19 protein-coding genes are annotated in these 19,667 nt (G+C 59.4%); 13 read left to right on the top strand and 6 right to left on the bottom strand.

The window, feature by feature from the left end; genetic code table 11:
- Positions 1 to 205 precede the first annotated feature (205 nt).
- The 3 genes from yajC to FHS83_RS01400 are packed head-to-tail and all read left to right on the top strand — an operon-like array spanning position 206 to position 2,794.
- On the top strand, positions 206 to 514 hold the full coding sequence (yajC, locus tag FHS83_RS01410; RefSeq protein ID WP_208414176.1) for a preprotein translocase subunit YajC: 309 nt from the start codon (positions 206 to 208) through the stop codon (positions 512 to 514).
- A gap of 15 nt (positions 515 to 529) precedes the next feature.
- Positions 530 to 2,143 carry a protein translocase subunit SecD gene (gene secD, locus FHS83_RS01405; protein WP_167080127.1) on the top strand — a complete coding sequence of 538 codons (1,614 nt, stop codon included), beginning with the start codon at positions 530 to 532 and terminating at the stop codon, positions 2,141 to 2,143.
- Positions 2,144 to 2,794: a phytoene/squalene synthase family protein gene (locus FHS83_RS01400; protein ID WP_167080125.1), complete on the top strand. Its 651-nt coding sequence runs from the start codon at positions 2,144 to 2,146 to the stop codon at positions 2,792 to 2,794.
- Positions 2,795 to 2,940: 146 nt separating this feature from the next.
- Here FHS83_RS01400 and trmFO read toward each other — a convergent pair whose 3' ends face one another.
- Entirely contained in the window at positions 2,941 to 4,242 is a 1,302-nt protein-coding gene (gene trmFO / locus FHS83_RS01395; protein WP_167080123.1) for a methylenetetrahydrofolate--tRNA-(uracil(54)-C(5))-methyltransferase (FADH(2)-oxidizing) TrmFO, read from the bottom strand.
- Positions 4,243 to 4,410: 168 nt separating this feature from the next.
- Here trmFO and FHS83_RS01390 point away from each other — a divergent pair, with 168 nt between their 5' ends.
- The 6 genes from FHS83_RS01390 to FHS83_RS01365 all read left to right on the top strand — a co-directional run bounded on the left by FHS83_RS01390 (position 4,411) and on the right by FHS83_RS01365 (position 9,430).
- A complete protein-coding gene (locus tag FHS83_RS01390; RefSeq protein ID WP_167080121.1) occupies positions 4,411 to 5,292 on the top strand; it encodes a hypothetical protein in 882 nt (293 codons plus the stop codon).
- Positions 5,293 to 5,402: 110 nt separating this feature from the next.
- Positions 5,403 to 6,368, top strand: coding sequence for an NAD-dependent epimerase/dehydratase family protein (locus FHS83_RS01385; RefSeq protein ID WP_167080119.1), 966 nt, complete (start codon positions 5,403 to 5,405; stop codon positions 6,366 to 6,368).
- 66 nt (positions 6,369 to 6,434) lie between these two features.
- Positions 6,435 to 7,115 carry a LamG domain-containing protein gene (locus tag FHS83_RS01380; RefSeq protein WP_167080117.1) on the top strand — a complete coding sequence of 227 codons (681 nt, stop codon included), beginning with the start codon at positions 6,435 to 6,437 and terminating at the stop codon, positions 7,113 to 7,115.
- Positions 7,116 to 7,155: 40 nt separating this feature from the next.
- Positions 7,156 to 7,773, top strand: a complete 618-nt coding sequence (locus FHS83_RS01375) for a LamG domain-containing protein (protein ID WP_208414175.1) — start codon at positions 7,156 to 7,158, stop codon at positions 7,771 to 7,773.
- A complete protein-coding gene (locus tag FHS83_RS01370; RefSeq protein WP_167080113.1) occupies positions 7,773 to 8,858 on the top strand; it encodes a pectinesterase family protein in 1,086 nt (361 codons plus the stop codon). Before FHS83_RS01375 ends, FHS83_RS01370 begins: the two co-directional genes overlap by 1 nt.
- The gene (locus FHS83_RS01365) at positions 8,855 to 9,430 is read left to right on the top strand and encodes an NUDIX domain-containing protein (protein WP_167080111.1); all 576 of its coding nucleotides are present in this window, start codon (positions 8,855 to 8,857) and stop codon (positions 9,428 to 9,430) included. The genes FHS83_RS01370 and FHS83_RS01365 overlap by 4 nt, the downstream gene beginning before the upstream one ends.
- On the opposite strand, the gene FHS83_RS01360 is transcribed toward FHS83_RS01365, so the two are convergent.
- From FHS83_RS01360 to uvrA, 4 genes are all read right to left on the bottom strand, one after another.
- On the bottom strand, positions 9,427 to 9,687 hold the full coding sequence (locus FHS83_RS01360; RefSeq protein WP_167080109.1) for a hypothetical protein: 261 nt from the start codon (positions 9,685 to 9,687) through the stop codon (positions 9,427 to 9,429). The genes FHS83_RS01365 and FHS83_RS01360 overlap by 4 nt on opposite strands.
- A 466-nt stretch (positions 9,688 to 10,153) precedes the next feature.
- Complete coding sequence (locus FHS83_RS01355) at positions 10,154 to 11,218, bottom strand: TRAFAC clade GTPase domain-containing protein (RefSeq protein WP_167080107.1); 1,065 nt, start codon at positions 11,216 to 11,218, stop codon at positions 10,154 to 10,156.
- 9 nt (positions 11,219 to 11,227) lie between these two features.
- Positions 11,228 to 11,668 (bottom strand): hypothetical protein, encoded by a 441-nt coding sequence (locus FHS83_RS01350; RefSeq protein ID WP_167080105.1) that lies wholly within the window; start codon positions 11,666 to 11,668, stop codon positions 11,228 to 11,230.
- Positions 11,669 to 11,751: 83 nt separating this feature from the next.
- The gene (gene uvrA / locus FHS83_RS01345) at positions 11,752 to 14,637 is read right to left on the bottom strand and encodes an excinuclease ABC subunit UvrA (RefSeq protein WP_167080103.1); all 2,886 of its coding nucleotides are present in this window, start codon (positions 14,635 to 14,637) and stop codon (positions 11,752 to 11,754) included.
- A 231-nt stretch (positions 14,638 to 14,868) separates the two neighbouring features.
- Between uvrA and FHS83_RS01340 the strand changes: the two genes are divergently transcribed.
- The 3 genes from FHS83_RS01340 to FHS83_RS01330 all read left to right on the top strand — a co-directional run bounded on the left by FHS83_RS01340 (position 14,869) and on the right by FHS83_RS01330 (position 18,677).
- Positions 14,869 to 16,848, top strand: coding sequence for an acyltransferase family protein (locus FHS83_RS01340; RefSeq protein ID WP_167080101.1), 1,980 nt, complete (start codon positions 14,869 to 14,871; stop codon positions 16,846 to 16,848).
- 18 nt (positions 16,849 to 16,866) lie between these two features.
- Entirely contained in the window at positions 16,867 to 17,163 is a 297-nt protein-coding gene (locus tag FHS83_RS01335; RefSeq protein ID WP_167080099.1) for a putative quinol monooxygenase, read from the top strand.
- Between the two features lie 95 nt (positions 17,164 to 17,258).
- Positions 17,259 to 18,677 (top strand): DUF4403 family protein, encoded by a 1,419-nt coding sequence (locus FHS83_RS01330; RefSeq protein ID WP_167080097.1) that lies wholly within the window; start codon positions 17,259 to 17,261, stop codon positions 18,675 to 18,677.
- 2 nt (positions 18,678 to 18,679) lie between these two features.
- Here FHS83_RS01330 and FHS83_RS01325 read toward each other — a convergent pair whose 3' ends face one another.
- Complete coding sequence (locus FHS83_RS01325) at positions 18,680 to 19,069, bottom strand: VOC family protein (protein ID WP_167080095.1); 390 nt, start codon at positions 19,067 to 19,069, stop codon at positions 18,680 to 18,682.
- A gap of 109 nt (positions 19,070 to 19,178) precedes the next feature.
- Here FHS83_RS01325 and FHS83_RS01320 point away from each other — a divergent pair, with 109 nt between their 5' ends.
- Positions 19,179 to 19,613 (top strand): MgtC/SapB family protein, encoded by a 435-nt coding sequence (locus tag FHS83_RS01320; RefSeq protein WP_167080093.1) that lies wholly within the window; start codon positions 19,179 to 19,181, stop codon positions 19,611 to 19,613.
- Positions 19,614 to 19,667: the final 54 nt, after the last annotated feature.

The following is a 19,667-nucleotide window of genomic DNA, read 5'->3' as shown; positions in this document are numbered from 1 at the left end:
ACCGCCCCTGAGGCGGTCATCCAGGCACTGCGAGGCAAGTTAATCATTCCCGGTTTCTGGATGGCCGGGGCGGGCCCGGCCATGACGGAGTGGAAAAAGCGGGCCTCACAGGTAAATTTCACCGCTAATCCTTTGATTTTACACAGTTGCAAAGGTGGGACACAAAGCTATAGTCCGCGCCTCGCGCCAAGACAGGTTTCCGATCATGCAAGATCCCATGTTCAACATGCTTATTCCGATGATCGGTATCCTCGGAATCTTCTACTTCATCGTCTGGCGGCCGCAACAGCAGCAGGTCAAAAAGCTGCGTGAGGCCGTGGAAGGCCTGCGCCGTGGCGATACGGTGATTTTGAATTCCGGCATCGTCGGCAAGATCGCCAAGGTCCCGGCCAAGGACGATCCGGAAATCTCGGTCGAGATCGCCGACAACGTCACCGTGCGCGTGCTACGCGCCGCCGTGGGCGAAGTCCGCGCCAAGAACCAGCCGGTCGAAGCCAAGACCGACAACAAGTAATCCAGGTCCAAGATCATGCTGCAGGTATCACGCTGGGTCCGCGTTCTGGTCGGACTCGTCCTCATCTTCGGGTTCGCTTTTGCGCTTCCCAACGTGCTGCCTGAATCGACGCGCAGCCACCTTCCAAGCTGGGCGCCGAAGGATACGGTCAGCCTCGGCCTCGACTTGCAGGGCGGTTCTTCGGTGCTCTTGCAGGTGCAGCTTGATCAGGTCGTCAAAGACCAGCTCGATTTCATGGTCAGCGACATCCGTCGCGGCCTGCGCAAAGCCCATATCGGCTATGAGTTCCAGCGCCCCGAAGGCACTATTGTGGTCAAGGTCAAGGACGCCGCGGATTACCGCAGCGCCTTTGATACCATCAAAGGTCTCAACCCCGCGCTCACCAACGCGGCCCTGATCGGCCAGCGCCAATACGACATCACTGAGCCGGGCAATAACACCATCGCGCTCAAGATGAGCGAAGCCTACGCCAAGCAACTCCAGCGTGACGTGGTGGGCCGCTCGATCGAAGTCGTGCGTAAGCGCATCGACGAACTCGGCACCAAGGAACCGGCCATCGAGCAGCAGGGCACCGACCGCATTGTGGTGCAGGTCCCCGGCCTTGCAGATCCCTCGCATCTGCTCTCCATCCTGCAGACCACCGCGAAGATGACCTTCCAGATGGTCGATGAATCGGCCGATGTCATGGCCGCGATCACCCAGCGCCGCATTCCCCCGAACGACGAGCTTTTGGAAGTCGAAAAGGATCGCGCCGGTCAGCAGCAGCTTCCGGTGCTGGTGGAAAAGCGCGTTCTCATCGCGGGCGACCGTTTGAAGGACGCCGGTGTCACCACCGACCAGAATACGGGCCGCGTGGCCGTCAGCTTCCGCTTTGATGGTGTCGGCGCCAAAGAGTTTGCCGAAATCACCAAAGAGAATGTCGGTAAGCGTTTCGCCATCGTGCTCGACAAGAAGGTGCTGACCTATCCCACTATCCAGGAACCGATCCTGGGCGGCTCGGGCCAGATCACCGGCAACTTCACCACGCAGACGGCGACCGATCTTTCGGTGCTGCTGCGCGCTGGCGCCTTGCCCGCGCCCTTGAAGCCGATCCAGCAGATGACGGTCGGTCCGGAGCTCGGCAAGGACTCCATCGAGAAGGGTAAGATCGCAACCGTTGCGGGCCTTGCGCTTGTCGCCTTCTTCATGGTGCTGCGCTACGGCCTCTTCGGCTTCTTCGCCGACGTCGCCATGGCGATCAACCTTGTGCTCCTGCTCGCGGCGATGACGCTCTTCGGCGCCACCCTGACCCTGCCGGGTATCGCCGGTATCGTGCTCACCCTCGGTATGGCGGTGGACGCCAACGTCTTGATCTTCGAGCGTATGCGTGAAGAGGCCCGCAATGGCCGCTCCATGCTTGGCGCCATCGACCAGGGCGAAGAGCGTGCCAAGGCGACCATCATGGACGCCAACGCCACCCACTTGATCGCGGCCTTGATCCTGTTCGAACTTGGCTCCGGCCCGGTGCGCGGCTTCGCCGTTACCCTCGGCGTCGGTATCATCACCTCCTTCTTCACCTCGGTGGTGCTGACCCGCATGATCATCATTGGCTGGCTCAATGCCTTCAAGCCGAAGAAGCTGATCATCTGAATGGCCGAGGATTTTTTCGATGCTTGCGAACAGACCGTTCGCAGGCACGATCCCGACCGGTATTTCGCGGCGCTGTTTGCCCCCGAGGCGCAGCGCCGCCACCTTTTTGTCCTCGCCGCGCTTTACTACGAGCTTGCCCATGTCAGCGCGAGCGTGCGCGAGCCGATGATCGGCGCCATCCGCTTTGCCTGGTGGCGCGAGACAGTGGAAGGCGCGCGGGCGGGTAAGCCACGCGAGCATGTCGTCGCCAAGGCGCTTGCCCAAACCTTTGCTGAACACGATCTGCCGCAAGCGCTTTTCGACACGCTGATCGAAGGCTGGAACGCGCTGCAAGACCTCGCGCCAGACGAAGCCGTCGCCAATGCCGAGGCGCGTATCGGCGCCTTGATGCGGCTTGGGGCAATGGTGTGTGGTGTGCCGGACATCGACTGCCGCGATGCTGCCATCGCTTATGGCCTTGCTGGCCAGAGCGAACATGCGGCGTTGGCGCAAACCCATTACAATGTGGCGCGCAAAAAGCGCATCCCGAAAGCGGTGCTGCCGGTCGTGATGCCCGCCAGCCTGACGCCGCTTTATCTCAAACGCGCCGACCCGCCGCTCTGGCGCAAGCAGATCGCGTATTTACGATGTGCGGTGACGGGAAAGATATAGAGTTGTCATCCCGGCCGGAGCGTGGCGCACCGCGCCTAAGCGCAGAGCCGGGACCCACTTTTACGTCAGCTCAGATTGCTAAGTAGGTCCCGGATCGCGCCTTCGTGCCAGATGAAGTGATCGCCGTGGCGCGTCCGGGATGACTGTTATTGGTTCAACCATCCCGCCAGATCGGCGAGCGCGCGGGCGCTGTGCGCCTTCTTGCGATCGCGGCCGCGCGGGCCTGCGGGCAGTTCCGGGAAGAGGCCAAAATTGACGTTCATCGGCTGAAAGGTCTCGGCCTCCGCGCCCACGGTGATATGGGCGAGCAGCGCGCCAAGCGCGGTGGTCGGCGGCGGCGGAGCGGATTTGCCAGCCGCGAAACGTCCCGCCAAAAGCCCGATCGCGGCGCTCTCGACATAGCCTTCCACGCCCGTCACCTGGCCCGCAAAGCGCAAAGAGGGTCGCGCCTTCAGCCGCAACTCGCCATCCAGAAGCGTCGGCGAATTGAGGAAGGTATTGCGGTGCAAACCGCCCAAGCGGGCGAATTGCGCATTCTCCAAGCCCGGGATCATGCGGAAGATGCGCACCTGCTCGGCATGTTTCAGCTTGGTCTGGAAGCCGACCATGTTCCAAAGATTACCGAGTGCATTATCCTGACGAAGCTGCACCACCGCATAGGGGCGCTTCTCGGCGCGCGGATCCTTGAGGCCCACCGGTTTCATCGGGCCATAGCGCAGCGTGTCGATACCACGGCTCGCCATCACCTCGATGGGCAGGCAGCCCTCGAAATAGGGCGTCGACTTTTCCCATTCCTTGAATTCGGTTTTCTCGCCGGTCAGCAGTGCCTCGATGAAGGCTGCGTACTGCTCCTTGTCCATGGCGCAGTTGATGTAGTCCTTGCCTTCGCCCTTGTCATAGCGCGACTGCATCCAGGCCTTATCCATGTCGATGCTCTCGCGATGGACGATGGGTGCGATGGCGTCGAAGAAGGAGAGGGATTCCGCGCCGGTCAGTTGGCGCACGAAATCGGCGAGGGAAGGCGAGGTGAGGGGGCCGGTCGCCACTACGACATTCTGCCAGTCGGCGGGCGGCGCGGTAATTTCCTCGCGGCGGATTTCGATATTGGGATGGGAGGCAAGGGCCTCGGTCACGCCAGCCGAAAAGCCATGGCGATCTACCGCCAAAGCGCCGCCCGCAGGCAGACGATGGGCATCGGCGCATTTTAAGATGATCGAGCCCGCGCGGCGCATCTCTTCATGCAGGAGGCCGACGGCGTTATTCTCGAAATCATCTGAGCGCAGAGAATTGGAGCAGACCAGCTCTGCGAGGCCCTCGCTCTCATGGGCGTCGGTATTCCTGACCGGGCGCATCTCGTGGAGCACGACGCGTTTACCAGCGCTCGCCGCCTGCCAGGCCGCCTCGCTCCCCGCCAATCCCCCGCCGATGATGTGGATGCTATCCGTCATGAAACCTACCCTTTCAGGCGGGGTTAGAGCCTTGGCGGACCGTCAGCGCAAGCCCTAACTCTTGCGCGGAGCTTGGGGGCGTCCCGCACATGATTAACTCGCCCGGAGCGATGGCGGGGGGCGCCGGAACCCCCTATATAAGGTTCCATGGGCACAGAAGGACAAAGAATGAAGAAGATTCCGGTTGGGCGGACCATTGCGGCGGCCTATCGCTTCACTTTCGCGGGGCTCGAGAAGGTGATCGCGCTGATCTGGCTGCCCATGATTGTGATCACGATCGGGGATTATTTCACCTCCGGTGCCATGCTGTCCGGCCGGGCCTTCGCCATAGAAAGCGGCGATAGCGCCGGTATGCAGCCGGTTGTTGCGGCGCAATTCGGCTTCGCTGTGCTTGAGCTGGTGCTCCTGTGCGTCATTGGCATTGCCATTACGCGCGAGATTTTGAGCCCGATGGAGCAGCGCCCCAGTTTTTTTCGCTTTTCCCTAGGCATGACCGAATTGCGCGCCGCGGGCGGGCTTATCGGCGTCTATCTCTTCGTGGTGCTGGTTTCGGTGGTGGTGGTCATTGCGGGGCTGCTCCTGGCGGGCGCGCTGGGCAAGGGCGGCGGCGATCAGGCGGCGATCCGGCTCGCCGTGTTCATTTTCATGGTTGCGTTGCCGGTTCTTGTTCCGATCCTGGCCCGGCTTAGCTATTTCATTTTTCCGGCGGTGCTTTCGGACAGCAAATTCGGCCTCGAGGCGAGCTGGACCCTCACCAAGGGCAATGTGCTGCGCATTATTGCGATCAGCCTTGCCGTCGGGCTTCCCCCGCTTCTGATCGGCCAATTGGCCAATGTGTTCGTGCTGGGGCCGGAGACGCTTAATCCCCATTTGGAGTTGTGGAACAACAAGGCAGCTATCGACCGTGCGGCTGTGGAGCAGGCGCGTCAAATGGCGGCGCATCTGCCCCTGCTGAAGGGGATCGAGTTTCTCTTGGCGCCTTTCTTCTACGGTCTGGTGTTTTCCGCTCCGGCATTTGCCTTCAAATTCCTGTCCGAACGCGAGGATTAGGCCGGAAAGGCGGGCTGGGTTGAAAATGCGGGGGGCGAGATAGGCAGAGGCCCCGCTTTCGGCTATGGCTACGCCGTTTTTCGGCTTTGTCTTCTGTTTTGGATTTGCACATGACCGCGCTTGTCACCGGCGCCGCTGGCTTCATCGGCTTCCACACCACCAAGGCTCTCTTGGCCAGGGGCGAGGCCGTTATTGGGATTGATAACCTCAACGATTATTACGATGTGGGGTTGAAAGAAGCGCGGCTGGCGCAGCTTGAAGGCCAACCCGGTTTCCGCTTCATCAAAGGCGATTTCTCCGACAAGGACGCCATGCTGGCGCTCGCCGATGAGGATATCACGCATATCGTGCATCTCGGCGCACAAGCCGGCGTGCGCTATTCGCTTGTAAATCCCTATAGCTATGTCACCGCCAATGTGATGGGGCAGGTGGTGATGCTGGAGCTGGCGCGCCGCCTCAAGGGGCTGAAGACCATGGTCTATGCCAGTTCCTCCTCGGTCTATGGCGGCAATACCAAACTGCCTTTCGCGGTCGGCGATGCGGTGGATCATCCCGTCTCGCTCTATGCGGCGACCAAGCGGGCTGACGAGTTGATCAGCCATACCTATGCCCACCTCTATCATATTCCGCTGGTGGGCCTGCGCTTCTTCACCGTCTATGGGCCTTGGGGCCGACCGGATATGGCGCCGATGCTGTTCGCCAAGGCAATGCTCGCGGGTGATCCCATCAAGGTCTTCAATGACGGCGAGATGTGGCGCGATTTCACTTTTATCGACGACATCGTTGCGGGCGTGCTGAGCGCGATGGACGCGCCCCCCGAAGCTACGCCGCCGCATGCGGTCTATAACCTCGGCAATAACAATTCCGAGAAGTTGACCGATTTCATCGCGGCGCTGGAAGACGCGCTGGGGGTGAAAGCTGAGAAGGTGTTCGAGCCGATCCAGCCGGGCGATGTGGTTTCGACCTATGCCGATATCGAGGCGACACGGGCCGCGCTGGACTTCTCGCCCAAGACCCCCATGCGTGAAGGCGTGCGCAAATTCGCCGATTGGTATCGCAGCTATTACCGGGTGTGATTGCCGCGTCGAGGCTTTCGCGCTGGTGTGCTAAGACTTGGCGGCATCGCGAATCCGGGACCTGTCATGCGGTTAGTTCCTGCGCTTTTCTCCGTTGGGTTGCTTCTTGTTACCCAGGGCTGCGCCGCGCCTTCTGCGCTGTGGAATTTCGACCGGCTGGATAAGATTGGTGGCGTCTCTGCGCGTGTGGAGGGGGCGCCAAAGCAGATCGATACGCCGGCAGGCAAGGCTGTGCAGTTCGATGGCGCGAAAGATGCGCTATTTGTCGATACCCATCCTTTGGCGGGGGCCGAGACTTGGACTATCGAGGCAGTGATCCGTCCCGATGGCGGGGCTTTCGAACAGCGCTGGCTGCATCTTGCCGAGATCGATCCCAAAACCGGGCAGGACAGCGCCACGCGGTTTCTTTTTGAAATTCGGGTGAAGGATGATCGCTGGTATCTTGACGCCTTCACTACCGGCGAAGGCTATAAGGTGACGCTGATCGATCCTTCCAAGACTTTCGCACTGGGGCGCTGGTATCGCGTCGCCATGAGCTATGACGGCAAGAGCTTCAAGAGCTATGTCGATGGCGTGGAGCAAGCCGAAAGCCCGCTCGCCTTCAAACCGCAAGGCCAGGGACATAGTTCGATTGGCGTGCGCATGAACCGGGTAAATTATTACCACGGCGCGATTTTGAAGCTGCGCTTTACGCCGTACGCGCTCTCGCCGGATGCATTTGAAGCCATGCCGCAAGGGCTGAATTGAAATCAGTCCCGTAGCATCAAACAACAAAATGGAAACAGCCGTGGAAAAGACGATTTGGACTTTGGATTCCCTCGAGAAGATCGGGGGACATGCGGTGAGCCAGGAAGGCTCGCCCAAGCTGATCGATACGCCTGCTGGCAAAGCCGTGGCTTTTGATGGCGTTGAGGACATTGTCTATGTCGCAGATCATCCGCTCGCAGGCGCCGAAACCTGGACCATTGAAGCCGTTTTTCGCCCCGATGGCGGCGCTTTCGAGCAGCGCTGGCTGCATTTGGCCGAGGCCGATCCGGTGAACGGCGACGCGCAAACGCCCCGCACCCTCTTTGAACTGCGGGTCGTGGAAGGTGGCTGGTATTCCGATGCTTTCACCACCGGGCCGGGCTACAACAAGGCGCTGATCGTGCCGGAAAATGTCTTTCCGCTCGGCCGCTGGTATACGGTGCAGCAGAGCTTTGATGGCAAGATCTACCGCTCCTATGTTGATGGCGTACTGCAAGCCGAAGCCGAGATCGCCTATGTGCCGCAAGCCGCCGGGCGCACCGCGATTGGCATGCGCATCAATAAAGCCACCCCGTTCAAGGGCGCCGTGCATTCGCTCTATTTCACCCGGCGTGCTTTGACACCGGCTGAGTTTCAGCGTCTTCCTGAAGGGCTTTAATGATGAGACGCCGCGCTTTCCTTGCTGCCATGACAAGCGCGGCGCTTTTTTCGCCGGTCCGCGCGGCGTCTTCCCGTTTTGATGCGGTGGTGCGCAAAACGCCTGGCAAAGGCGAATTCGCAAGCATCACCGCGGCGCTTGCCGCGGCGCCGGGCGATAAGCCGTTTCGCATACTGGTCACCGCAGGCGAATGGCGCGAGCGCGTCAACGTGGAAAAGCCTTTCGTTGAGTTAATTGGCGAAGGCCGCGACAAGACGGTGATCGTCTCCAATGCGTCGGCGGGCGATAAGGGCGAGAATGGCAAGCCTATCGGCACTTTCGGCACGCCGACCATTTATGTGAAGGCGCCCGATTTCACCGCGCGCCATCTCACCATCTCCAATGATTTCGACTATGCCGGCCATCTGCCCAAGCCCGTGCCGGACGACAAAACTGGTGCCTCCGGCTCGCAAGCCGTGGCACTCGCGATTCAGGACAAGGCGGACCGCGTCTATCTCGAAGATGTGCGGCTTACCGGCAATCAGGATACGCTCTTCGTCAATACGGGGCGCAGTGTGTTCCGTGGCTGCCGCATCGAAGGCAATGTCGATTTCATCTTCGGCGCCGGGCGCGCGGTGTTCGACGCCTGCGAAATCGTTTCGCTACTGCGCCCAAACCAGGACTTCAACGGCTTTGTCGTGGCGCCAGACACCAATGTCTATCAGCCTTATGGCTTCGTGCTGGTGAACTGCAAGCTGATGAAGCAGGCGGGCGTGGCTGCGCATACGGTCGCGCTCGGTCGCGCCTGGCGGCGCACGGGCACCTTCCCCGATGGCAAATATGGCGATCCGGAAGCGGTGGGCGCCACGGTCTATATCAATTGCTGGATGGATGATCACATCGTGCCCGAAGGCTGGTATCCGATGGGCTACAGCAAGAAAGACGGCACCCGCACGGAACTGATGCCGGAAGAGGCGCGGCTTTTCGAATTCGGCTCGACCGGGCCCGGGGCGAGACCTGCTTCGCCGCGCCGCCGCATCTTGTCGGCAGAGCAAGCCAAAGCCTACGATGCGAAGCTGGTGCTCGACGGGTGGATGCCGCAATGACCAAGAAAACGAAAATCGAAAAGACCCGCCTGTTGGTGGATGATTTCTTTAAGCTGGAAGAAGCCTATGTCGCCTTCGAAAAGAAGGATGGCGAGATGAGCAAGACGGTGCGCCGTCTCGATCTGAAGCGCGACGATGCGGTCTGTGCTCTGATCGTCAACCAGCATAAGGGCACGGTGGTGCTGGTGCGCCAGTTCCGCTATGCCGCGCTCTCGCGGGGCCAAGCCTGGCCCTTGGAATTGGTGGCGGGGCTGATCGATGACGGCGAGCCCGCCGAAGACGCCATCCGCCGCGAAATCCTGGAAGAGGCGGGATATAAGGTAGGTCCGCTGCAACGGCTTTTTACTTTTTATCCCTCGCCGGGGATTACCTCGGAACGCGGTATCCTCTTTTATGGCGAAACCGATGGCGCCGAGCCGGTGGAAGCAGGCGGCGGCCTTGCCGAAGAGAACGAGGATATCGAGATCGTCGAACTTCCTTTCGCAGAGGCTTTCGCGATGGTCGAGAGCGGCGAAATCTACGACGGCAAGACCTTGATCGGTCTGCTCTGGCTGAAAAATAAGCTCGCTTAACGCACCGGTGGACGGCGCGCGGGGCAATCCTCGGTCTTGGCGCCATGCACCGCATAGGCCCAAGCCTGATCGCCGCCACGCCCGGTATTATAGAGATAATTGACGTGTTCGGATGTGCTGGCGGGCGTGACGCCGGTCAGCTTGCCATTATCGTTATACCAGCAGGTGATGACGCCGGGCGCGGGCGTCTCCTCGGCCATTGCGGGGAACGCCAAAGCGGAAAGTGCCAGCAGCGCCGCTGTGAGAATACGTTTCATGAGGCTCCACCTCTCGATTTGTGCAGCTATTAAAGGGGAGAGATCGACGCGGTCCGTCGGGCGGCCTCCTTAAACCCTCGTCATTTTGTGGGTTAGAGCCACATGCCTTTGAGAAGCGCGATCACGAATTCGCGGTCCTTGAGAAGCAGTGGGCCCATCTGAAACAGCAGGCTGAGGCGTAAGAGAAGGCTCGAATCCATGACGGTCTTCCCGGCGGGCGTCCCAGATTGCACGCGGGAACGCAGGCTTCCGTCGTCACGGATCAGTGAGGCGGATGGAGAGTTTGTGAGAAAGCGGGCGGTCGCGAAGGAAAGATACAATCGAAGTTAGCCCGTTAGTGCTCAACTCTAGCGGCCATGGGGCATCCGGCGCTCATCGCTTCTCGTAGCGCAAAACCCCAAGAGCATAGGCAGGCTCACCGCAGAAATTCAGCCTCCATTACGTTTTCTGCGCTTCGCCCATCAGGTCAAGGTAAGACTGCACTAAGTATTGCAGAGGTTCCCATTCTTTCTCCATCCACGCCCCGCAACTTGACGCTCGAGTAAATGCAACCGTCGAATTTTGTACGGGTTTGGAAGAACTGAATCAGATCTCGGAAATTTTCTTCGTTCTCTTTCTGAAGAGGGGCAAGATCGGGTAGGTCGCCGAACGGCAGTTTCCAGACGTCGACCCCGCAATGACCTACTGTTCCAATCGCAATTTTAGCATTCTCAATCTTTTTGAATTCTTCCGTATCTTCACCGTAGTCCGTGGTACAGAGCTTTGAGAAATCAACTTGTGTCATCGGAACTGCCAGTAAGGCGTCTAGCTTTGTAAAGATTATATGGACATTCCTTCTCCGCGGATCCGATACACCGCGCTCGCTCACTGCGTCTTCTATTACGTGCCAGGATGTCCGCATTCTTGCCGTTGTATCGGCAATTCTGCGTATCACATCTTGATTAGAATATATCTCAGCGAGATCGATGACGAACAAGTACTCACGAGCAGACGCGATCCAAGAGAAAAATTCTCTATCGAATAATGCTTCGTCTAGTTCGAAACCATGTTCCCGCTGGGCTTCTTCGTTCCCATCTTCCTTTGCGATCTTGTCAGTGTACTGCCCAGGAAAATCTGCGAGCTCTACATCATAAGTAGTGGCACCCCAAAAAAATGATTTCGAATAGGAAAAGCGATATATAAAAGTATCTTGTTCGGTCGTTGGGCCGACGTTATCGCCGGAAGTTAATTTAGCAATGTATTGATTGACTCGCTTGATCGTATTGTAGCCGTGCAGCTTGACCGGAGGTAGGTGCTGTCCGCGCTGAATTAATTCGAAGAGTGCAGTAATCAATGTGGTTTTTCCCGCTCCCGGGAAGCCTATGACTGCGATTTTATGAGATATAGGTATCTGGCTTCTAAGCCGGAGACGTGCAGTTAATAACGACAGAGACTGTGCAATCAGCACTGCAATCGCGAGCGCAGCTAAGAAGTTGCTGTTATTAGAAAGCGCTTCAAGTGAGGCCTTTAAAAATGAATGCACGGTTTCCATGTGCGGGCCTCAAATCCGGTTTACGTAGTCAATGTAGTTAGCGTGAATTTTGTAAAAAGTGGTGCCGCAGAACGCAATTGTACAGGCGAGCAAAATTCCTGATTTGTCTTCGACAATTTTTAAAGACGGATAAGTCTCCGCGATAGCGCGCATGAAGGAAATCCCGCCTGCGAACGTTATGGAGAGAATGGCAATTGCGAGTAACTTTTGGCGGACCAATTCGGTATTTATGTTTTTCTCTTTATCTGAGGGCAAGCTTGTTGGGGTGATTGAAAACATGACTCCAAAGCAGAAGAACGCATATGTGGCAAGCCACGTAACTAGGTCGGGTATTTCAAACCAGGATACTTTGCCGAAAAGGAAAAGAGCGCGTGCAAAGGTATCCACTACAAAAGGAAGTAATGGAAACAGCAATTGAGTGTGCAGAGTAAGTGCGCCTTTGGTTTGCACTATTCCTCTCCGTCTATGATTAAATTATTAGAATGCTACCATGGATTGATTTCTGGGCAATGCGGCACCTTATCTATGGTGTGCTATTTCTTCTTTCCGCTCGCAGCGATCTTGCCGGGGGCTACGCCTTTGAGCAGCGGTTTTAAGTATTGACCGGTATAGCTGCGGGCGACCTTCACCACCTCTTCGGGCGTGCCTTGGGCGACGATTTCGCCGCCGCCATCGCCGCCTTCGGGACCGAGGTCCACGATCCAGTCGGCCGTTTTGACGACTTCGAGATTATGCTCGATCACCACCACGGTATTGCCATTGTCGACCAGCTCCTGCAGCACCTCGAGCAACTTCTTCACGTCATGAAAGTGCAGGCCGGTGGTGGGTTCGTCGAGGATGTAGAGGGTGCGGCCGGTGGCGCGACGTGAGAGCTCCTTGGAAAGCTTCACGCGCTGGGCCTCGCCGCCGGAAAGCGTCGTCGCCTGCTGGCCGATTTTGACATAGCCGAGGCCGACGCGCGCCAGGGTATCGAGCTTTTCGCGAATGGCGGGGACGGCGCGGAACAGCTCGGCGCCGGCTTCCACCGTCATATCGAGGACATCGGCAATCGAGTAATCGCGGAATTTCACGTCCAGGGTTTCGCGATTGTAGCGTTTGCCTTTGCAGACATCGCATTGCACGTAAACGTCGGGCAAAAAGTGCATCTCGATCTTGATGACGCCATCGCCCTGGCAAGCCTCGCAGCGCCCGCCCTTCACATTGAAGGAGAAGCGCCCCGGCGCATAACCGCGCGCCTTGGCTTCCGGCAGCTCGGCAAACCAATCGCGGATCGGGGTGAAGGCGCCGGTATAGGTCGCGGGATTCGACCGCGGCGTGCGCCCGATGGGCGATTGGTCGATATCGATCACCTTGTCGAGGAATTCGAGCCCCTCGATGCGGTCATGCGGGGCGGGATGCTCGCGGCCTTGGGAGAGCTTGCGCGAAGCCGCTTTGAACAGCGTCTCGATGGTGAGGGTGGATTTGCCGCCGCCCGAGGCGCCCGTGATGCAGGTGAGCGTACCGAGCGGGATTTCGGCGGTGACGTTTTTCAGGTTGTTGCCCTTGGCACCGACGATTTTCAGCCAGCGATCCTGGTAGGCCGGGCGGCGTTTCTTCGGCACAGCAATCTGTTCGAGGCCGACCAGATATTTGCCGGTCAGCGAGCGCGGATTGGCCATGATCTCTTCGGGCGTGCCTTCGGCAATGATCTCGCCGCCATGCACACCGGCGCCAGGCCCCATATCGATGACATGATCGGCGGTGCGGATGGCTTCCTCATCATGTTCCACCACCACGACCGTATTGCCGAGATCGCGCAAGCCTTGCAGGGCTTCCAGGAGCTTGACATTGTCGCGCTGATGCAAGCCGATGGAGGGCTCATCCAACACATACAAGACGCCGGTGAGGCCCGAACCGATCTGGGAAGCAAGCCGGATGCGCTGGCTTTCGCCGCCGGACAAGGTGCCCGAGGAACGCGACAGCGAGAGATATTCGAGGCCGACATTGACCAGAAATTTCAGCCGGTCGCGGATTTCCTTGAGGATGCGGGCAGCGATTTCCTTCTGCTGTTTGTTGAGTGTCTTGTCGATGTCGCGGAACCATTGATCGGCCAGCTTGATCGATTTTTCGCAGACTTCGCCGACATGCAGCCCGCCGATCTTCACCGCGAGGGCTTCCGGCTTCAAGCGATAGCCTTTGCAGACCTCGCAGGGGCTCGCATCCTGAAAGCGTTCGAGCTCCTCGCGAATCCAGGCGCTATCGGTTTCCTTGAAGCGGCGCTCCATATTCGGGATGACGCCTTCGAAGGTTTTCTTGGTCTCGTAGCGGCGCATGCCGTCGTCATAGATGAATTTGATCTCGTCCTCGCCCGAGCCATAAAGGAGCACGTCCTTCACCTTCTTGGGCAGGTCTTCCCAGGCCAGGTTCAGCGAGAATTTGTAGTGCTTGGCGAGCGCTTCCAGGGTCTGCAGATAATAGGGCGATGAGGATTTGTGCCAGGGCGCCAGCGCGCCGTTCTTCAGCGTCAGGCTTTCATCGGGCACGACCAAGGCGGGATCGAAATAAAGCTGGGTGCCGAGGCCATCGCAGGCCGGGCAAGCGCCATGGGGATTGTTGAAGGAGAAAAGCCTGGGCTCGATTTCGGGAATCGTGAAGCCTGAAACCGGGCAAGCGAATTTCGAAGACAGCAGCATCTGCTTGGGCTTGCCGTCCTTCTCCTTTTCATCGGCGAATTCCACCACGAGCAGGCCGTCGGAAAGTCCCAGCGCGGTTTCAATGGAGTCCGGCAGGCGATTGCCCATATCGGGCTTCACCGCGACGCGGTCCACCACCACTTCGATGTCGTGTTTCAGCTTCTTGTCGAGGGCGGGCACATTGGTGATATCGACATATTTGCCGTCCACTTTGACGCGCTGAAAGCCCTTCTTCTGCAGCTCGGCAAATTCCTTGCGGTATTCACCCTTGCGGCCGCGCACGATCGGGGCGTTGAGATAGAGGCGTGTGCCCGCGGGCAGGGCTAGAATGCGGTCCGCCATTTGGGAGACGGTCTGGCTTTCGATGGGAAGGCCGGTGGCGGGCGAATAAGGCACGCCGACGCGGGCAAAGAGCAGGCGTAGATAGTCGTAAATCTCGGTGACGGTGCCGACCGTCGAGCGCGGGTTCTTCGAGGTGGTCTTTTGTTCAATCGAGATGGCAGGCGAAAGACCCTCGATGTGATCCACATCGGGTTTCTGCATCAGCTCAAGGAACTGGCGGGCATAGGCGGAAAGCGATTCTACATAGCGGCGCTGGCCTTCGGCATAGATGGTGTCGAAGGCGAGGGAGGATTTGCCCGAGCCCGACAGGCCGGTCATGACGGTCAGCTTATCGCGCGGAATCTCCACATCCACATTCTTGAGGTTGTGTTCCCGCGCGCCGCGAATAACGATGTTCTTTTGCATGCCTAAACCCGCAAATCCCTTCCGCAACTGGGCCCAACCCGCCCGGGTCTGCTAGAGCCCGGAACGCAACCCCGCTATGTCCTGGACAGATTGGCTTTGGAACATATAGGGAACGTAAGCCGTCGTCCATGCCGTTATTTAGGCGCATTGGCTGGCTAGGCAAGGGGAACAATAGTGAGGCTAGCTGGGTTGGGCAAAGACTCACTTTTGGCTTAGCGGGCTTGGTTCGGCATGCGGTCTTCCTCTCACCGTCACGACATCGATGCGTTGCGCGCCATCGCGGTGCTGCTGGTCATCGCCTACCATTTCGGGCTGTCGCAGCTTTCCGGTGGCTTTGTTGGCGTCGACATCTTCTTTGTCATTTCGGGTTTTTTGATCGGCGGCATCCTTGATCGCGAATTGGCCGAAGGCCGTTTCAGCCTGACGCGCTTTTATGAGCGGCGGGTGCGGCGCATTTTTCCGGCGCTGTTCGCGGTGTTGGGCGCGAGTGCGGTGGCCGCGAGCCTCTGGCTGTTTCCAGCCGATTTTCAGCGCTTCGCCGAAAGCGTGGGCGCGGCGGCGCTGTTCTGGTCGAACATCTTCTTCAACGCCACCGCAGGCTATTGGGATGTGGCAGCAAGTTCCAAACCTTTGCTGCACACTTGGTCGCTGGCGGTGGAAGAGCAGTTCTACCTCGTCTTCCCGCTGGTGTTGTTCGCGATCCGCAAGTGGAGCCTTTCGCGGCGGGCTGCGGTTCTGGGCGTGTTGGGCGTAGCGTCTTTCGTTGCCAGTGTTTGGGCGGTGAAGGCCGATCCGACCGGGGCCTTCTATCTCGCGCCCTATCGCTTCTGGGAGTTTCTGATCGGGGCGGGGCTCGCGATTGCACCGGACGTGTTTGCGCGCCTTAAGGGCTGGAGCGACGCCGCGGCGTTGGCCGGTCTCGTGATGATCGTTGTGGCCGCGCTCACCTTGACGCCGGGTGCGAATTTTCCGGGGCTTGGCGCGGTGCTGCCTTGTCTTGGTGCGGCGCTGCTGATCGCGGCGGGGCCGGAGAATAGCGTCTCGCGCGCGCTGTCCTGGCGGCCCATCGCCTTTATCGGGCTGATTTCCTATTCGCTCTATCTTTGGCATTGGCCGATCTGGGTTTTTGCCAATCACCTTCTGGCACGCGCGCCGACGCCGCTCGAAACCGCCGGCCTGGTGGCGCTGACCCTCGCTGCCTCGGTGCTGTCCTGGCGCTTCATCGAACAGCCTTTCCGCGCCAAGGATGCTGTCTCCCGCAAGCCGCTTTTCGCCATGGCCGCCGCCGCGATGGCGCTGTTGTGTATTTTCGCGGGCGTGGGCATCACCACCAACGGATTGCCGGGGCGTTTCGATAGCAAGATCGTCGCCATCGCTGCGCAGCAGGCCCCGCGCGACGCGGTGCGGGATCACTGTTTCGGCATCAAGCCTGAGGATGTCTCGGTGCATCGCCTCTGCGGCATCGGTGAAGAGCGCCAGCCCGCGAGCTTCGTTCTCTGGGGTGATAGCCATGCCGAGGCGATTGAGCCCGCCATCGCCGATATCGCCAAGCGGCATAATCGCCGCGGGCTGTTCGCGGGCTCGCCCTCTTGCGTGCCGCTGGTGGGGGTGGATCGCTATGACGTGCCCGCCTGCCGCGCTTTCAATGATCGCGTGCTGGCGATGATCTTGCGGCATAAGGAAATCACTACCGTCATTTTGATGGCGCGCTGGGGCAAGGCCGCGCAAGGCACCGCTTATGGCAATGAAGGCAACGGTTTTGTCGCCATCGGCGATGACGAGGCCCACGCCCAGGCACCTGCCGAGAATGCGCCGATTTTTGCCCGCGGGCTGAAGCGCACGGTGGACGCCTTGCGCGCCGGCGGCAAGCAGGTGCTGCTGGTTGGGCCTGTGCCGGAAATCGGCTGGACGGTGCCGCAAGTCCTGGCTCGGCTCGCCCAAGAACATCGCGAGCATGTGGTCGTCTCTCCGCCTGCGAAGAAATTCTATGAGCGCGAGGCCGAAGTGCTGCCGCTCTTCCACGCTATGGCGGAACAGCAAGGGGTTTCTGCGGTGTTTCCCCATGATTATCTTTGCAAGAGCGGACGTTGCGCTGTGCGCAAGGAAGGCATTCCGCTCTATAAGGATGAGCATCACTTGAGCGATTACGGCGCCAAGAAGCTTGAGCCCTTGCTCGACAAGGCCATCGATCCCTTGTTCAAGCTTTCCTAGCGCATATTGGAGTTCATCATGAAAACTGAAATTTCCGTCGTTGCCGCGCTGAAGGCTGCCCCTGGCATGGAAGCCGCGCTTGAAGCGGTAATCCGCCCCTGCGTGGAAGCCTCGCGCAAGGAAGCTGGCAATATCTCTTATGTTGCGCATCGCGATGTGAATGAACCGGGCCGATATGTGTTTGTCGAGCGCTGGGCCAGCCGCGAAGCCTTGGCCGCGCATGAGCAAGAGCCGCATTTCAAAGCACTGGTCGCTGGCGTGGCAGGCAAGGTCGATGGCCCGCTTTCGGTCAGCATTTTGTCGGCGTTGGATTAAGTTTCGCAAAGTTTAGATTTTGCCATCACAGGCGCGTTGCCCAAGCGGAAACACGCGCCTATGGTCCCGCGCGATTTTGCGTTTCGGATTTTCTCATGAATATGTTGCGTGTGGGCGCGGTAAGCGCAGCTCTTTTGGTTTTGGCCGGTTGCGGCGGTGTTTCCGAGACAAGTGCCCCGCCGCCTGCCTTGACCCCGCCGCCCGCGCAACCTTTGCCGCCGGTTTCGAGCGTCAGCGCGACGCTTTCCATTCCGCTTTCCGATTTGCAGCGCCTCGTCAATGAGAAGGTGCCGCAGCGCTTCGCCGATATTCAAAACCAGAAACTGAAATGCGTGATTGGCAGTTGCACGACGTCGCTCTCGGCCTCGCGCACCGGTCCCATCACTTTCACCAACCGCAATGGTGCCTTGGCGATCAGCGTGCCTTTCGCGGTCTCGGCCAATATCGCGCTGCCGGGGCTTTTGTCGGTGGTCAATGCTGGTGTGAATACGGCGGGCCAGCTGAATGCAGTGACGGCGGTCAGCCTTGGCCCCGACTGGTCTATCCGGCCTAACACCTCGGGCTCGGTGCAGTTCCAGAATGGGCGGCTGAAGACGGGTCCGCTCGACACCGATTTCGCAACTCTCTGGAATGCCAATGCGGAGCTTCTGTCGCGCCCGCTCTTAAGCCAGATCGAAGCGCAAATGGCGCCCGCACTGGCGCAGCAAAAGACAGTGGCGCAGATTTGGGCCGGTGTGTTCACGCCCATCAAGCTCAACACCAAGCCCACCACTTGGCTGGTATTGCAACCGGAACGTATTCGTGTCGGCACACCGCGCGTGCAGAACGATACCCTCACCATGGGATTAGGGGTTGATGTGCGGGCGCGGCTTGCTGTGTCCGATGCGCGGCCCAATCTTGTGCCCACGCCGCTGCCGCCGCCCGCGCTGGTGAATGGCCCCGCCAATCGCTTCGCGGTCAGCGTGCCCGCGGTACTGCCCTATGACGAAGCGGCCAAGCTGGCGCTCGATGCCTTGAAGAAGAACCCGCCGCGCGTCGGCAGCCATCTCTTGCAGATCAATGCGCTGAAAATCATGCCCTCCGGCCAGGATGTGGTGATCGAAGCGGGCTTTTGTATCGCTGAGAAATGGGACCCGACCGACACCTTTTCCGGCTGCGGCAGCGGGTATCTGCGCGGCGTGCCGCAATTTGATACCGCGAGCCAAACCATCCGCATCGTCAATGTCCATTACGACGTCTTGACCCAGAACTGGATGCTGTCGGTGATGCGTGGCCTCGCGGGCGGCGATCTCGCCAAGGCGATGGAAAAGGCGCTGCAATTCAACGTCTCGGGCCAAATCAAAGGCGTGCAGGATAGCGTGCGCGCCTCGCTTTCCCGTCCGCAAGGTGAGGGCGTCATGATCTCCGGCGCGGTGCAATCCTTCGGGCCGGTGACGCTGACCTGGAGCCGCGACGGCTTTGTCGCGATGATGTCTGCCGAGGGCAGCGTAAAAGCCGATGTGAAGAAGATGTAGGGCTAGAATTGCGCCAGGCTGAGGACGTTGCCATCAGGGTCTTTGAACCAGGCAACGCGATTGGTAGAGCCTGGCGCGGTCCAGATGCCGAGTTCATCCTGCTCGAAATAGGGATAGCGATTGAAGACCACGCCCTTGTCCGTGAGGGTTTTCACGGCGCTGGTGATGTCGGGCACTTCCCAGCCAAGTACTGTGTGTTCTGCTGCCTCGTGCTGCTTCACGGTCGAGACCCGCAGCATGATGCCGTTGAGATCGAAGACCACGGCGTAATCGTCTTCGCCGATCTCTTTAAAGCCCAGGATATCGCCATAGAAGGTTTTGGCGGCTTCACGGTCGCTGGTGACGATGAAGGTCATCGCCTTGGCGGCGGCGGGGAAGGTCTGGTCGCTCATGAATGAGAGCATTTCTCAGAATCCCAAGTAGCGCAAGGAGAGAGTTCTTTCTCGTCGCGCACGCAACAGAATGGCGTATTCTTTCCTCGTGATTTGGCCAGGATGAGCGATGGCTTGGCAGGAAGTGTTGTTGCGGCTTGGTGTGGCGGCGCTGATCGGCTTTGCCATCGGGCTTGACCGGGAGCTGCATCATAAATCGGCGGGGGTGCGTACGATCGCGCTGGTGTCCCTTGGCGCCGCGATGGCGGTGATGGTGCTGCCCGCGCGCGACGGGGCAGCGGATTCGCGTGTGCTGCAAGGCCTCGTCACCGGGATTGGTTTTCTCGGCGGCGGGGTGATCCTGCGCCATGAGGATCACGTCAAAGGCCTGACCACCGCGGCGGCGGTATGGATCGCTGCTGTGTTGGGGGCGGGCGCGGGTCTCGCGGCTTGGCCGGTTTTGACCATTGGCGCGGTGTTGACCCTCGGCCTGTTGGTTCTGGCACGCATCGCGGAAAAATGGGTCGCGCACCGCAAGGAGACGCGTCTGACGGAAGGGCAGTAGCATGTGCCGACTGTTGGGGCCAAAATGCTGGGGATTGACTCCGGCAATGAGAAC

Source organism: Rhizomicrobium palustre, from assembly GCF_011761565.1.
Lineage (GTDB): Bacteria > Pseudomonadota > Alphaproteobacteria > Micropepsales > Micropepsaceae > Rhizomicrobium > Rhizomicrobium palustre.
Note: the sequence above shows the minus strand (reverse complement) of the source record. Positions and strands in the feature narration are given on the sequence as shown.